Source organism: Streptomyces sp. NPDC127114 (assembly GCF_042677525.1).
Classification (GTDB): Bacteria; Actinomycetota; Actinomycetes; order Streptomycetales; family Streptomycetaceae; genus Streptomyces.
Genome location: NZ_JBHXTJ010000006.1, coordinates 127911 through 142171 on the forward strand (window position 1 = coordinate 127911; position 14261 = coordinate 142171).

Here is a 14261-nt window from a genome sequence, read left to right on the forward strand (position 1 = left end):
GACCGTCCGAGACGGGTTCTCCGGCTGGGCCGCGGGCCCTCGTGCGGCTCGGCCGATGACTGATGAGACGCTCTCTAAGGGGTGGGTGACGTCGGAGTCACTTCGGAGAGGGTCTTCCAGAGCGTGGCGAGCGCGAGGAGCTGTGCCACGAAGAACGCCACCGAGGCGAAGCGCATCTGGTAGATGTAGGCGACCATCCCGGCATTGGTCGCCCAATAGCGGCGCTCGTTCTGGAAGGTCTGCAGGTCCATCACCAGGCCGGTGCACGTCATGACCGAACCGAATGCCGCGATCTTGCCGATCACTTGGGGCACGGCCTCTCCGACGACCTGGGCAACGAGGAAGTCGGCCGCCGCCGGGACGGCGAACGCGAGCGCGACGAAGAGCGCCTTCGTCGGCCCGTGACGGCCCGGCAGGTCGCGCCAGAGCGCCCCGAGGAAGAATCCCGCGACGAGCCATGCGATCTGCCAGAAGAGCAGAGTCGTCATGATCCAGGGGAATCCCGCCGAATCCTCCGCAGTCACCGCCCAGGAGTCGCCCTTCACCACCTCGGTCCAGTACAGCAGGCCCGTCGCGGGCAGCCCGAAGAGAGACGCGACGACGGCTCCCCGGCGGGCGTTGCCCCACCAGGTGGCCATCGGGCCGCAGGCGAAGGGCAGATCGACCGGCCTTACCCCTGCCGGGAGCGACTGGTCCAGCCGGTCGATCTGGGCCTCGAGCGACTCCCGCTCCACGCGGTCGGCGTCGGCCGTGCCGAGATGACTCAGACGGGCCTGCAGCTCCCGGAACCGGCGCGCAAGACGCAGGATGTCGGCCCGTTCGGTCCGCGAGATCGTCATGCCGAGCGGAGCGTTGTCGGCGAAGGGTCGCTCCAGCACGGAGACGGATGAGCCCAGGGCCAGCACTCCCCAGGCCGTGCCCAGGCTCAGCAGCAGGGAGAACGCGTAGGCGGAGAGACCGTAGTAGTACGTGGAGGGCGCGAGGGTGATGGCGAAGAGGACCAGGAGGAGGAACTTCTCCGCCGGCGTCGGCGTGAACGCCGTCTTGTCGTATTGCTCGACCCGGCAGACCCGCAAGACACCCAGCACGGCCAGCGGAGCCAGGATCGACACGATGGCCAGCAGCGGCTCAACGACGAACCCAGGGAACTGCCACCACCATCCGTCGAGCGCCTCGTCCCACTGGCCTTGGAACTCCGGCCAGTCGGGGTCGCCGAGCCAGCTGACCCGGTCCCAGGAGCGCTGGAAGGCGAGATAGCTCCACAGGACGGTGCCCATCGCCGCCACGACGGCGGCGGGCACCATCACACGCGCCGGGATCCTGGTCTCCCGGATCAGCAGGATCCGTTGCGTCGCGGCGAACACACCGAGCCAGCACACGGACATCAACAGGGTGCAGACCACAGCCGCCACGGTCAGGCCCGGCGTGGACAGCGCAAGATCGGCGGAGGGGAGGAGGGCGACCTCGTACACCTCCGCCACCACGTACCAGACGAGGATCGCCAGCACGATTGCACCCACACTCACGCGGAGGCGCGTGGACCGGCTGCCGAGGAAACACAGCGCAAGCCCGAGGAACGCCAGGCTGAACACCGACAGCGTCGGAGAGTAGTCCCAGGTCGTGTGCTTGGCGACAAGGCGGTACAGGTTGTCGCCAAGGTTCACGAGCAGCCCCAGGAAGATCAGGAGGACCGACCACCACCGCAGCAGGCGCAGTGCTCGCGACTCGTCCGGCAGCGTCTTGCCGGCCAGGCTGCGTCTCAGCCGTCGAGCCGCGACGAGCAGCAGGGCGCCCGAGGCGACGTACCAGAACGCGGTTGAGGCACTCCAGGAGCCCCATGTTTCCCAGGCAGCCCAACGAGGCTCGACGGACGTGGTGATGTAGTTCCATCGCTGCACCGCCGGTGGGCGGAAGGTGACCGCGGGGTACCGGCCGGGCCGCACGTGCCGCCAGCTCAGCTTCGATCCGCCTTCGCCGAAGGCGGGTGGAGGTGTCGCCGTCAGGGCTCCGGGGCCACTCAGGTTGACCTCGACGCGTTCCCAGTCCGCGGCCTTGAGGGCGATCGCGGGCGTCAACTCGATGTGCCAGTCGTCGTTCTCCACCGTCAGCTCCCACGGGCCGACGGCGGAGGACGAGGACTGGACCCATGCGCTGGCCACGTAATGGACCCTGACCCACTGGCCGTCGGCCTTCACGGCCACGGGCTTGAACCGCCACTCGTAGTCAAGGAAGGCGTCCCGCTCCAGCGCAGGCTTGCCCACCAGGCACCGCAGCGCCGCGCGATAGAGCGGAGAGTGCTCATCAAGGAGCAGGTCGGATGCGTGCGCCCAGGTGGCGGGCACGCCGATGTCCATGGTGCTCATGAGCATGCTGTAGTCATTGCCGCGGTGCTTGAACTCGGCGAGCGCCGTCACCGTGGCCTGCTTGAGCTGATCGGCTCGACAGCCCGGCGAGGCGAGTGCGGAGGCGTCGGCTCTTCCCGCGGCGGGGAGCAAGAGGCAGAGGAGGAGCAGCAGGACGTGCAGAGGGCGCGGCGGGGAGCATCCGTGACGGATCACCGCCACAGGATCCTCCCAGCGCACGGCCTCCAACACCGCGTGTCGCGCCGACGCGCAGGCGGGTCCACTCCAGCAGCCGACACGTCCGCCGCCCCGTCAGCCGTGGTCGGCAGAGGGAGGACGCCCTTAGCGCCCGCTGGACATACCCCCGTCGCCCTCATCCGGGCGGGGTTGTTCGTCGCCCGCCAGGTGGCGGCGCGACCAGCGGAGCAGCAGGCGCATGAGACACAGCAGGGTCAGCACCCAGACGACGGCGAAGCTCCAGATGAGGGCCGGGGCTTCGGTGGCGATGGCCGTCACGAGCAGCACGACCGCGAGGGGCGCGAGCAGGGCCGCGCCCCATGCGGTGAGGCTGCCGGACACGAGCCGGAACCGTCGTCGGGGCCGGGCGGCGCCGAGGGCCCGGGCGAGTCCGGTGTCCGCGCGGAGGTCCTCTTCTATCTCGGCGAGGATCCGCCGCTCGCGCGGCGACAGCTTTGCCCCGTCCATCCCCGGCACCTCCCACCCGTACGTCCGGGCCGTCCTCCGCCCTGCCATGGGGCGGCTACCCCGCACGGGCCCGCCGAACCGCACGCCTTCAGCGCGGCGCCGCGGCGGGTGGCCGCTCCGCGGTGTAGCGCTCGGCCGCGCGGACCGCCTCGCGTGCGGTCCGCTCTCCCATGAGGACGCACAGCGTGTACGCGGTGTCCTCGAACCGCCTGCGGGCCGGCACGTCGTACGGCCGTGCCAGGACCAGCCGTTCCTGCGAGCGGTAGCTCCGCAGCAGGCGGTCGATCGTGTTGCGGTCGGGGAGCAGCATCCGGTCCTCCTGTAGGGGCCTCGCCCCCCTCGTACGATCCCTCCATCGTGGGTGCACATGCTCACAAGCGCGAGCCATACCGTCACCTTCGGTGACCGCGCCATGATTTTCCGCATCCGGTCCGTTCCGCTTCCGGGGCCCTTCCGCGTGCGCGGGCGCCCGGGATGCCGGAAGGTCGAGACATGAACCCGAGCGAGCGGCTGCGTGTCGTCATCACCGGTGCCACGGGCAATGTGGGGACGAGTCTGGTGCGCGCGCTGGAGGGCGAGGCCCGCGTGGCGTCGGTGCTCGGCCTGTCCCGCCGCCGGCCCCGGCTGAGCCTGGCGAAGACCGAGTGGGCCGAGGTGGACCTGTCCCTGGAGGGCGACGAGCCGAGGCTCGCCCAGTACGTGGCGGACGCCGACGCGGTGATCCATCTGGCCTGGGCCTTCCAGCCCACGCACGATCCCGCGACCACCTGGCAGACCAACGTCCTCGGTTCGGTACGGGTCTTCGACGCGGTCGCGGCGGCACGCGTCCCCGTCCTGGTGTGCGCCTCGTCGGTCGGCGCCTACTCCCCCGGGCCCGGGAACGGCGCGCCCGTGTCGGAGTCCTGGCCGACGCACGGCTGGCCGGGAGCCGCGTACACCCGCGAGAAGGCCTACGTGGAGCGGGTCCTGGACACCTTCGAGCGCGACCATCCGCAGACCCGGGTGGTGCGGATGCGGCCGGGCTTCCTGTTCAAGGAGGAGTCGGCCAGCGAGCAGCGGCGGATCTTCGCGGGCCGCTGGCTCCCGGGCCAGCTGTTCCGGCCCGAACTGCTGCCGCTGGTACCGGATCTGGAGGGGCTGCGCTTCCAGGTTCTGCACACCGACGACGCCGCGGACGCCTACCGGCGGGCCCTGCTCCGGGATGTCCGGGGCGCGTTCAACCTCGCGGCGGATCCGGTGGTCGACGCCGAGGTGCTCGGCGAGATGTTCGCCGCGCGCCCGGTGAAGGTGCCGGCCTCGGCGGTCCGCGGCGCGCTGGCGACGGCCTGGCGGATGCGTGCGGTACCGGCCTCGCCGGATCTCTTCGACGCGGTGCTGCGGCTGCCGCTGATGGCCACCGACCGGGCGCGGCGCGAACTGGAGTGGACGCCGGCCAGGACCTCGGTGGAGGCCCTGGAGGCGTTTCTGCGCGGGGTCCGGGCGGGCGGCGGCGACGCCACGGAGCCGCTGGCGGGCCGCCGCTTCGGATGAGGGCGGGCGTCGGCCGAGCGCGTCCGACGGGCCCGCCTGACGCCGTGCGGCGAGGTGCGGCGTGACGCCGAGGTCCTCCGCCCGGGCCCTTTTCGCCCGGACCCTTCGACCGGTGCGCTCAGCCGCGGGCGGAAGGCCAGTCCACGATCCGCATGGCGGCGCCCGCCGCCTCGCGGCCCCGGCAGTGGGCGCGGTGCCGGGCGAGGAGCGCGTCGATGTCGAGGTGGCGGGCGAACGCGGGAAGCGCCGCGAGCCGAGCGGCGTAGGCCCAGAGCGCGGGGTGGTCCGCGACCCGCTCCATGGCTGCGGCGTCCAGGTGCCAGCGGTGGACGGTGTCGAGCTGGACGAGGGTGACCCAGACGGTCACGTCGGCGGCGGTGAGCACGTCACCGAGGACGTACGGCCGGCGGGCGAGGCGCCGTTCCAGGGAGTCGAGCGCGGCGAACAGCGCGGTGAGCGGGTCGTGGTGGGCGGCGGTGTCGTCGAGACCGAGTTCGCCCGCGCGCTGGGCGGCGGCGTTGACGCTGCGGGCGCAGAGGTCGGCGACGGCACGGATCTCGTCCTGCCGGTCCTCGGGGAGGAGTTCGGGCCCGTCGCCGCGGAAGCGCAGCGCGAGGTCGCGCACGATGTCGGGCACGTGGGTGGAGACGATGCGGCCGGTCCAGCCGTCGCTGAGCACGGGGGCGGCGGCCGGTCCCCGGTAGAGGTGGGCGCTGGCCTCGTAGAGCGGGCCGAGGACGTCGTACCCGCCGTCGGCGGTGTCGGGCAGGGCGGGCAGGAGCCGCAGCGGCAGGGTGTCGTCGAGACCGAGGAGGCTGTGGGTCACGGCGACGCCGAGACAGTCGGGGTCGGCGGGTGCCAGGTGGAGCCGGTAGCGGTGCGGTACGGGGTAGTGCCCGCTGCGCACGTCGCGGCCGATCCGGCCGCGGAAGACCCGGTCGTCGGTGGCCGGGACGACGGACGACGGCGCGGCGGACGAGGGAACGACGGACATGGTTCTCCTGGGTGCTCGGTGCTGGGTCGCGGGGCACCCGACCGTGTCGGGACGCGCCGGAGGCAGCAGAGATACGGAGGGAGGAGCTGAGCCGTACGGAGGAGCTGTGGAGTCAGGGCTTGCCTGGAGAGTCAGGGCCTTGCCTGGAGAGTCGGGGTCGCCCGGAGTCTTGAGCCGGGAGTCCAAAAGGCCAGGAGGCCGGAGTCCTGGATCCTGGAGTCCCTGAGCCCTACGCCGCGCTGCAGACGCGCAGCAGGTCGATGTGGCGCCGGGAGGTGAGGACCAGCGGCCGGGGCGGTCGGACGGTGTGTGCCCGGTCCGGTGCGGCGGCTCCCATGGTTTCCCTACCTGTTCGCTCGGGTTTCCCGTCCATGAGTGTGGGAGCGGCGGCGGCCGCCCGTCAAGGGCCCGTCCGGCAGCTGGGCATAATGCGCGTATGCGCATTTCAGCCAAGGCCGACTACGCGGTACGGGCCGCCCTCCAGCTCGCCGCGGCCCGGGACTCCGGGCCGTTGAAGGCGGAGGCGATCGCCGACTGCCAGGGGATCTCGCACAAGTTCCTGGAAGGCATCCTGGGCGACATGCGCAAGGGCGGTCTGGTGCAGAGCCAGCGCGGCGGCAACGGCGGTTACTGGCTGGCCAGGCCGGCCGCGGAGATCTCGGTCGCGGACGTGATCCGCTGCGTGGAGGGGCCCATGGTGTCGGTGCGCGGCGTGCGCCCGCCCGAGCTCTCGTACACCGGCCCCGCCGAGTCGCTGCTGACGCTGTGGGTCGCCCTGCGGGCGAACGTGCGCCAGGTGCTCGACGGCGTGTCGCTGGCGCAGATCGCGGCGGCGGAACTGCCGCCCGGGGTGGTGGCGCTCGCGGAGGACCCGGAGGCCTGGAGCAACCCCTGAGGGCGGCGCACAGGCCCACCTGACGAGACCTCATTGTCCGCGATGCGGACGTCTCTTGGGGCGCGGGTGACCTCTCTGGCAGTATCCCTACTATTCCAGTGGGGATACTAGGGATCATGTGAGGTGCCGTGAGTACGCCGAAGAAGTCCACGCGTCCCCCTTTCGCGCCGGCCGACCGGCCCGGCGACCGTCCGGCCGGGCGCCGTGCCGACGACGAGATCTGGCTCCGCGTCACCCGCGAGCTCGCCGACGACCTGGCCGCCGACGCGATAGCCCGGGACCGGGCGGGCAAGGCCCCGTTCGACGAGGTCGCCCGGCTCCAGGAGGCCGGTCTGCCGGCCCTCCTCACCGCGCCCGGCCCGAACGGGCGCGGCGCCGACTGGCGCTCGGCCTGCGCGGTGATCCGGGAGATCTCGGCCGCCGACGGCTCCGTCGGCGAACTCCTCGCCCACCACTCGGTCCTGTCCTGGACCACCCGCTTCCTCGGCCCGGCGGCAGGACCGCTCGACCTGGACGCCCGCACCGCCGAGAAGGGCTGGCTGCTCGCCGGCGCGGTCGAGCCGGGCGGCCCTGACGCGGACCGCGCCGGGCTCGCGCTCACCCCGGCCGGCGGCGGCGCCTACGTCCTCGACGGACGGCGGGCCTTCGCCTCCGGCGTCACGGTCGCCGACCGGCTCGTCGTCGGCGCCCGCTGTACGGAGACGGGCGACCTGCTGCTCGTCCTCGTGGACCCGGCGCACCCGGCCGTGTTCACCGATCCGTATCCGGACCGTGTCGGCCAGCGCCTCGCGGGCGCGGGCACCGTCCTGTTCGACAAGGTGCCGGTGGCGCCCGACCAGGTGCTCGGCGCGCTGCCCCGCGACGAGCACGCCGTCGCCCCGTACCCGACGCTCGCGCCGCTCGCGCTGCGGCTGCTCCTGGTGCACGTCGGCCTCGGCATCGCCGAGGGGGCACTGGCCGAGGCCCGGGACATGAGCCGCGCGAGCCAGGCCGTCGCGCACCACCCCGACGCCCCGGCGTCAGGACCGTCGGTGCCGGCCGCGGCGCCCGCCGGCGACGACCCCTACGTCCTCCGCTCCTACGGGGAGCTGGCGACGGCCGCGCACACCGCCGCCGCGGTCGTCGACCGGGCGACCGACGCCCTGGCCCGCGGTCTGCTCGCCGGGCCCTTCCTGGACGTCGAGGAGCGCTCCGACATCGCCGTCCTGGTGGCCGCGGCGGAGACCGTCGCCAACCGGGTGGCCCTGGACATCACCACCCGCGTCCTCCAGCTCGTGGACCCGGCGACCGCCGCCGACCCGTACGGCACCGGCCCCGGCCCCGGCTTCGACCGCTTCTGGCGCAACGTCCGCGCGCTCACCGCCGCGGTCCCGCCGGACCACCGCCTTCGCGACATCGGCGACCACTACCTGAACGGCACCCACGCCCGGCTCACCCTCCTGGCGTAACCGCCGGGCCGACGCGGCGAGCGGGAGCAGGGCCCGTCCGGCCGTGATCCGCCGGACCGACCCGGGCCCGACGGCACCGCGGGTCGGGACGTCCGGCCCTGTGCCCGGGCGGCCCTTGGGCCCAAGCTGGAAACGGCGGCCGCGCCGACCGGCCGGCCGCCGCACCGAACGGACGGAGGCATCCTGATGAGTCGTGAGATCGTCGCGGGAGTGGACGGTTCCCCGGAGAGCCTGGCCGCGGCGGACTGGGCCGCGCGCGAGGCGCTGCACCGCGGCCTCCCGCTGCGGCTCGTGCACGCCTGGCGCTGGGAGCCACTCGACCTGCCACTGGCTCAGGACCCGACGACGCAACAGCGGGCCGCCCGCGAGGTGCTGGGCGCGGCCGAGACGACGCTCGCGGAGCGGTACCCGGAGCTCTCCCTGAGCGCCGAGCTCATCGGCGACACGCCGGTCGCCGCGCTGCTCGGCACGACCGGGCGGGCCGAACTGCTCGCCCTCGGCTCGCGCGGCCACGGCGCCGTGACGGGCTTCCTGCTCGGCTCGTACGGGCAGCAGGTCATCGCGGCCGCCACGGTGCCGGTCGTCGCGGTCCGCTCGCGTGACGGCGCGCCCGCCGAACCGCCCGCCGGGGAGATCCTGGTGGGCCAGCACGGCAGCCCGGAGGACAGTGCGGCCGTGCTGCGCTTCGCCTTCGAGACGGCGGCGGCGCGCGGGGCGTCGGTGCGGGCGGTGCGGGCCTGGAGCCTGCCGCCCCTGTTCGCGTACAGCCCGTCCTCGCTGATGCTCGCGGACGAGGCCGGCGGGCTCGTGCCGTACGAGGAGAAGGCGCTGCGCGAAGCCCTGGCGCCGTGGCGGGAGCGCCACCCCGACGTGCCGGTGACCGAGCACGTGGAGCTGGGCAGTGCCGGGCAGGTGCTGCTGTCCGGATCGGGCGCGGCGCAGCTGCTCGTGGTCGGGCGGCGGGCACGGCGTGGGGCGCTCGGCGCGCGGATCGGCTCGGTGGCCCACGCGGCGCTGCACCTGGCGCCGTGCCCCGTCGCGGTGGTGCCGCAGGAGGTTGACGCGCAGGATTGACGAGGAGTGTCGCGCTCTCCGCAGCCGGAAAGTATGACCGCCGTCGCCCCGGTGGCCCGCTCGGCACCGGACGTCGGCGGCCTCGACGGACGAGCGGACGAGAGAGCGGAGCTCCATGCAGCACGACGCGTACGACGCAGCCCTTCCCCGGGAGGACGACCGCGGGCGGAGCCGGGGCGGACGGCACCGGGCGGACGGCCCGCTCCACGGGCCCTCCCGCCGGGCGTTCCCCCCGTCGTTCGATCGGCCGTTCCCACGGCCGTGGCGTCGGCCGGTCCGCCGCGGGGACGACGCCACGGCCACCCGGAGCGGGCCCTCCTTCCGCACGACCGTGACCCTCGCGGGCACGCTGGCGGCCGCGCTGACGGTGGCGACCGGACTGTACGTGATGGCGCAGGCGGGCCCCGCCGGAGCGGGTGCCACCGGCTCCCGGGCCATGGCGGGCCGGGACCCGGCCGTGCTGCCCGTGGCACCCGCGGCGGCGGCGGAGACCGTGCCGCGGGCCGCCGGTTCCGCGGCGCAGTACGTCTCCCAGGTGGTCACGCTCGTGAACGCCGAGCGGAAGAAGGCGGGTTGCGGCCCGCTGCGGACCGACGCCCGGCTGAAGGCAGCGGCCCAAGGTCACGCCGACGACATGGCCTCCCACGACCACTACGCCCACGCCGGCCGGGACGGGCGCGACGCGGGCGACCGGATCACCGCGGCCGGCTACAGCTGGGCGTCCTGGGGCGAGAACATCCACCGCGGTCCGCACTCGGCCGCGCAGGCGGTGGACGAGTGGATGAACAGCGAGGGCCACCGCAGGAACATCCTCAACTGCTCGTTCGAGGACCTCGGCGTGGGCGTGAACCTGGCGGCGAACGGCCCCTGGTGGGTCCAGGACTTCGCCACACGCCGCTGACGCGGCCGGCGGCTCAGGGACGCAGCGGGGCGGCGAGTTCCTGGACCCAGATCGTGCCGTCGGGGCCGGGCACCGCGGCGACGCCGGTGTGCCGGTAGCGGCAGTCGAGCAGGTTGGCGCGGTGCGGCGGGTCGGCCATCCAGTCGGCCACGACGGACGCGGGGGCCCGCTGCCCGCGGGCCAGGTTCTCCGCCCAGGAGCTCCAGGAGTAGCCCTCGGCCGTCAGACGGGTGCCCGAGTCGGTGCCCTCCGGATCGGTGTGGGCGAGGTAGCGGCGCTCGGCCATGTCCTGCCCGAACGCCCGGGCCACGGCGGCCAGTCGCGGTTCCGCCCGCAGCGGACCGCAGCCGGCCTCCGCCCGGTGCCGGTTGACCAGCCGGGTGACCTCCGCCTCCGGGCTCGGCCGCGGCGCCCGGGTGCGGCTGGGGGTCGGCGAGGGCGTGGGCGGGGGCGGCGGTGTGAGGGTCCGGGTAGGGGCGGGCGCGGCCGGTGTGCTGGTGGCGGACGGGTGCGCCAGCGCGCGGTCGGCGGGGCCGCTCGGCACCAGCAGCACCAGCGCCGCTCCCAGGGCGAGGACCGCTCCGCCGCCGACGAGCAGCCCGGGGCGCCCGGCGAGGCCGGAGCCGGCGGGCGCGGCCGCGGGTGCCGCGGTCGTGGCGGCAGGGCTGCCGGGAACGGCGCCCGCGGCCCCGTCCGGCGACGGCGTGACCGCCCCGTCCGGCGACAGCACCGCGCTCCCGTCCGGCGGCGGCGTCACCGCCCCGTCCGGCAGCACCGTTCCCGCCCCGTCCGGCAGCACCGTTCCCGCCCCGTCCCCCGGCACCGTCGCCGCCACGGTCTCCAGGCCGGGTGACCCGCTCCCCCGGCCCGCCCAGGCGAGCAGCGGCGGCACCAGGGCGAGGCCCACGAGCAGGCCCTCGGCGGGTGCGAGTCCGGAGCGGGTGGGTGCGCAGTGCGGGCAGGCGTCGAGGTGGCGGGCCAGTCGCTTGCGCCAGAGCGGGGAGGGCCGGCCGTCCCAGGCGGCGGTGGTGCCGGCGAGGCCGGGGCAGGGCGGTACGGCGGCGAGCGCGCGGACGAGGGCCCGGCCCGTCTCCAGGCGTTCCTTCATGCGCTGGACGCGGACGGCGGCGTGCCGGGGCGGGATGCCGAGGGCGGCGGCCAGTTCGGCGCGGCTCAGTTCGCCCGCGGCCTCCAGCCACCACAGGGAGAGCACCTCGCGGTCGTCCTCGTCGAGCCAGCGGGTGGCCTCGGCGACCTCGCGGCGCTGCCCGGTGAGGCCGAGCCGCAGGATGGCGAGGTCGGTGAAGTCGCCGGAGGGGTCGGCGAGGGTCTCGGCCCGGTCGAGGCCGGGCAGCGGCGCCTGCCGGCTCTCGCGCCAGCGGTGCCGTACCCGGTTCATGGCGATGGCGACGAGCCAGGACCGGAAGCGTGACGGGTCACGCAGGGCGGGCAGGCCGTCGAGGGCCCGGACCATCGTGTCCTGGACGAGGTCGTCGACGTCGGCGTGGCCGTCGAGGGCACGGCCGACGATGTTGTAGACGAGCGGCATGAAGGCCCGTACGAGTGCGTCCTCGGCGCGTACGTCACCCGCGCGCACCGCTTCGACGAGGTCGGCGGTGCGCTGCTCGTCTTCGTGCATGTCCCCTGCTCTCCTCGGGTCCGTTCCTGGTTCGTGGAGGAGACCCGCGGGAGCGGCCGGGACAACACTTTTTTCGCGGTCGTCCCGCCGGATCTACCCGGAGAGGTGCGGCAGGGTCGGTACGGTGGCCCCGCCGCCCTGCCGTACGGCCGCGACGACGGCGTCGTGCAGGTCGCGGCTCTCCTCCTCCGATCCGCAGGGGACCGGACTGCCCGACATGGTGAACCAGTCGGATGCGCCGCTGTACTGCACGGCCACTCGTGCCTCGCCGTCGATGTAGGTGGTGTGCACGGTCAGATCGCCCGTGAGGACACCGGCCTCGACGGTGAGCACCCCGCCACGCCCGGTGTAGACACCGGCGGTCGTCCATGATGCCCAGCTCATCCATCCAGACTCACACCCGTTCGGCGGATGCGCCACCGACGGGACCGCCCCGGCCGGACGGGTGTCCGGCCGGGGCGGTTCCGGTGTGTCGTCGCTGGTCCGCCCGGGATCAGGCGAGGGAGGCGATGGCCTCGTTGAAGGTGGCCGACGGGCGCATCACGGCCGCGGCCTTGGCCGGGTCGGGCTGGTAGTAGCCGCCGATCTCGGCCGGGGAGCCCTGGACGGCGTTCAGCTCGTCGACGATCTTCTGCTCGTTGGCGGAGAGCGTCTCGGCGAGCGGGGCGAAGGCCTTGGCCAGGTCCGCGTCCTCGGTCTGCCCGGCCAGCTCCTGGGCCCAGTAGAGGGCCAGGTAGAAGTGGCTGCCGCGGTTGTCGATGCCGCCGAGGCGACGGGTCGGCGACTTGTCCTCGTTGAGGAAGGTGCCGGTGGCGCGGTCGAGGGTGTCGGCGAGGACCTGGGCGCGGGCGTTGCCCGTGGTGGTGGCCAGGTGCTCGAAGGAGGCGGCCAGGGCGAAGAACTCGCCGAGCGAGTCCCAGCGCAGGTAGTTCTCCTTGACCAGCTGCTGGACGTGCTTCGGGGCGGAGCCGCCGGCGCCGGTCTCGAAGAGGCCGCCGCCCGCCATCAGCGGGACGATGGAGAGCATCTTGGCGCTGGTGCCCAGCTCCAGGATCGGGAACAGGTCCGTCAGGTAGTCGCGCAGGACGTTGCCGGTGACGGAGATGGTGTCCTCGCCGCGGCGGATGCGCTCCAGGGAGAACTTGGTGGCCTCGACCGGGGACAGGATCTTGATCTCCAGGCCCTCGGTGTCGTGCTGAGGCAGGTACTCCTTGACCTTGGCGATCAGCTGGGCGTCGTGGGCGCGGTTCTCGTCCAGCCAGAAGACGGCCGGGGCGCCGGTGGCGCGGGCGCGGGTGACGGCGAGCTTGACCCAGTCCTGGATCGGGAGGTCCTTGGTCTGGCAGGAGCGGAAGATGTCGCCCTCGGCGACCTCCTGCTCCAGGACGACGTTGCCGGCGGGGTCGACGAGGCGGACGGTGCCGGCCGCGGCGATCTCGAAGGTCTTGTCGTGGGAGCCGTACTCCTCGGCCTTCTGCGCCATGAGGCCGACGTTCGGGACGGAGCCCATGGTGGCCGGGTCGAAGGCGCCGTGGGCACGGCAGTCCTCGATGACGGCCTGGTAGACGCCGGAGTAGGAGTGGTCGGGCAGGACGGCGAGGGTGTCGGCCTCCTGGCCGTCCGGGCCCCACATGTGGCCGGAGGTGCGGATCATGGCCGGCATCGAGGCGTCGACGATGACGTCGGACGGCACGTGCAGGTTGGTGATGCCCTTGTCGGAGTCGACCATGGCGAGGGCCGGGCCCTCGGCGAGCTCGGCGTCGAAGGAGGCCTTGATCTCGTCGCCGAGACCGTGCGGGATGGTCTCCAGGCCCTTGAGGATGGTGCCGAGGCCGTCGTTCGGGGACAGACCGGCGCCGGCGAGGACCTCGCCGTACTTGGCGAAGGTCTGCGGGAAGAAGGCGCGCACGACGTGGCCGAAGATGATCGGGTCGGAGACCTTCATCATCGTGGCCTTGAGGTGCACGGAGAAGAGGACGCCCTCGGCCTTGGCGCGGGCGACCTGCTCGGCGAGGAAGGTGTTGAGGGCGGCGGCGCGCATCACGGAGGCGTCGACGACCTCGCCGGCGACGACCTTCAGCGGCGAGCGCAGCTCGGTGACGGTGCCGTCGGTGGCGACGTGCTCGAAGCGCAGGGTGGTGTCCTCGGCGATGACGGTCGACTTCTCGGTGGACGCGAAGTCGTTCTCGCTCATGGTGGCGACGTTGGTCTTGGACTCGGAGGTCCAGGCGCCCATGCGGTGCGGGTGGGTCTTGGCGTAGTTCTTCACGGCGCCGGGGGCGCGGCGGTCGGAGTTGCCCTCGCGCAGGACCGGGTTGACGGCGGAGCCCTTGACCTTGTCGTAGCGGGCGCGGACGTCCTTGTCCTCGTCGGTCTTCGGGTCGTCCGGGTAGTCCGGGAGCGCGTAGCCCTGGGCCTGGAGCTCGGCGATCGCGGCCTTCAGCTGCGGAATGGAGGCCGAGATGTTCGGCAGCTTGATGATGTTGGCCTCGGGCGTCTTGGCCAGCTCGCCGAGCTCGGCGAGGGCGTCGGCGATGCGCTGGCCCTCCTCGAGACGCTCGGGGAAGGAGGCGATGATGCGCCCGGCCAGCGAGATGTCACGCGTCTCGACGTTGACGCCGGCGGTCGAGGCGTAGGCCTGGATCACGGGCAGGAACGAGTAGGTCGCCAGCGCGGGCGCCTCGTCAGTGTGCGTGTAGATGATGGTCGAGTCAGTCACCGGGTGTGCTCCGC

12 protein-coding genes are annotated in these 14261 nt (G+C 73.5%); 5 read left to right on the plus strand and 7 right to left on the minus strand.

Annotation, left to right across the window (positions count from 1 at the left end; genetic code table 11):
• Positions 1–74: 74 nt before the first annotated feature.
• The 3 genes from ACFVGS_RS08795 to ACFVGS_RS08805 all read right to left on the minus strand — a co-directional run bounded on the left by ACFVGS_RS08795 (position 75) and on the right by ACFVGS_RS08805 (position 3357).
• On the minus strand, positions 75–2594 hold the full coding sequence (locus ACFVGS_RS08795; protein WP_385691733.1) for a DUF6185 family protein: 2520 nt from the start codon (positions 2592–2594) through the stop codon (positions 75–77).
• A gap of 90 nt (positions 2595–2684) precedes the next feature.
• Positions 2685–3047, minus strand: a complete 363-nt coding sequence (locus ACFVGS_RS08800; RefSeq protein ID WP_385691735.1) for a DUF3040 domain-containing protein — start codon at positions 3045–3047, stop codon at positions 2685–2687.
• An 88-nt stretch (positions 3048–3135) separates the two neighbouring features.
• Positions 3136–3357: a DUF5133 domain-containing protein gene (locus tag ACFVGS_RS08805; protein ID WP_384408104.1), complete on the minus strand. Its 222-nt coding sequence runs from the start codon at positions 3355–3357 to the stop codon at positions 3136–3138.
• Positions 3358–3539: 182 nt separating this feature from the next.
• Here ACFVGS_RS08805 and ACFVGS_RS08810 point away from each other — a divergent pair, with 182 nt between their 5' ends.
• Positions 3540–4577 carry an SDR family oxidoreductase gene (locus ACFVGS_RS08810; protein ID WP_385691738.1) on the plus strand — a complete coding sequence of 346 codons (1038 nt, stop codon included), beginning with the start codon at positions 3540–3542 and terminating at the stop codon, positions 4575–4577.
• 118 nt (positions 4578–4695) lie between these two features.
• Here the strand turns inward: ACFVGS_RS08810 and ACFVGS_RS08815 are convergent, their stop codons facing one another.
• Complete coding sequence (locus ACFVGS_RS08815; RefSeq protein WP_385691740.1) at positions 4696–5571, minus strand: glutathione S-transferase C-terminal domain-containing protein; 876 nt, start codon at positions 5569–5571, stop codon at positions 4696–4698.
• A 436-nt stretch (positions 5572–6007) separates the two neighbouring features.
• On the opposite strand from ACFVGS_RS08815, the gene ACFVGS_RS08820 reads away from it, so the two are divergent.
• From ACFVGS_RS08820 to ACFVGS_RS08835, 4 genes are all read left to right on the plus strand, one after another.
• Entirely contained in the window at positions 6008–6466 is a 459-nt protein-coding gene (locus ACFVGS_RS08820; RefSeq protein WP_384408110.1) for an RrF2 family transcriptional regulator, read from the plus strand.
• Between the two features lie 128 nt (positions 6467–6594).
• Positions 6595–7914 (plus strand): acyl-CoA dehydrogenase family protein, encoded by a 1320-nt coding sequence (locus ACFVGS_RS08825; RefSeq protein WP_384408112.1) that lies wholly within the window; start codon positions 6595–6597, stop codon positions 7912–7914.
• A gap of 186 nt (positions 7915–8100) precedes the next feature.
• The gene (locus tag ACFVGS_RS08830; RefSeq protein WP_385691743.1) at positions 8101–8988 is read left to right on the plus strand and encodes a universal stress protein; all 888 of its coding nucleotides are present in this window, start codon (positions 8101–8103) and stop codon (positions 8986–8988) included.
• Between the two features lie 331 nt (positions 8989–9319).
• Entirely contained in the window at positions 9320–9889 is a 570-nt protein-coding gene (locus ACFVGS_RS08835) for a CAP domain-containing protein (RefSeq protein WP_385691746.1), read from the plus strand.
• A 13-nt stretch (positions 9890–9902) separates the two neighbouring features.
• Here ACFVGS_RS08835 and ACFVGS_RS08840 read toward each other — a convergent pair whose 3' ends face one another.
• From ACFVGS_RS08840 to ACFVGS_RS08850, 3 genes are all read right to left on the minus strand, one after another.
• The gene (locus ACFVGS_RS08840; RefSeq protein ID WP_385691748.1) at positions 9903–11528 is read right to left on the minus strand and encodes a sigma-70 family RNA polymerase sigma factor; all 1626 of its coding nucleotides are present in this window, start codon (positions 11526–11528) and stop codon (positions 9903–9905) included.
• Positions 11529–11621: 93 nt separating this feature from the next.
• A complete protein-coding gene (locus tag ACFVGS_RS08845) occupies positions 11622–11912 on the minus strand; it encodes a hypothetical protein (protein WP_384408120.1) in 291 nt (96 codons plus the stop codon).
• 109 nt (positions 11913–12021) lie between these two features.
• Positions 12022–14247, minus strand: coding sequence for an NADP-dependent isocitrate dehydrogenase (locus ACFVGS_RS08850; RefSeq protein ID WP_385691751.1), 2226 nt, complete (start codon positions 14245–14247; stop codon positions 12022–12024).
• Positions 14248–14261 lie beyond the last annotated feature (14 nt).

Bases quoted from the DNA above. Each gene is read 5' to 3' on its own strand.
- ACFVGS_RS08800 (WP_385691735.1), bottom strand. From the start codon at position 3,047: ATGGACGGGGCAAAGCTGTCGCCGCGCGAGCGGCGGATCCTCGCCGAG.
- ACFVGS_RS08805 (WP_384408104.1), bottom strand. From the start codon at position 3,357: ATGCTGCTCCCCGACCGCAACACGATCGACCGCCTGCTGCGGAGCTAC.
- ACFVGS_RS08810 (WP_385691738.1), top strand. From the start codon at position 3,540: ATGAACCCGAGCGAGCGGCTGCGTGTCGTCATCACCGGTGCCACGGGC.
- ACFVGS_RS08815 (WP_385691740.1), bottom strand. From the start codon at position 5,571: ATGTCCGTCGTTCCCTCGTCCGCCGCGCCGTCGTCCGTCGTCCCGGCC.
- ACFVGS_RS08820 (WP_384408110.1), top strand. From the start codon at position 6,008: ATGCGCATTTCAGCCAAGGCCGACTACGCGGTACGGGCCGCCCTCCAG.
- ACFVGS_RS08830 (WP_385691743.1), top strand. From the start codon at position 8,101: ATGAGTCGTGAGATCGTCGCGGGAGTGGACGGTTCCCCGGAGAGCCTG.
- ACFVGS_RS08840 (WP_385691748.1), bottom strand. From the start codon at position 11,528: ATGCACGAAGACGAGCAGCGCACCGCCGACCTCGTCGAAGCGGTGCGC.
- ACFVGS_RS08845 (WP_384408120.1), bottom strand. From the start codon at position 11,912: ATGAGCTGGGCATCATGGACGACCGCCGGTGTCTACACCGGGCGTGGC.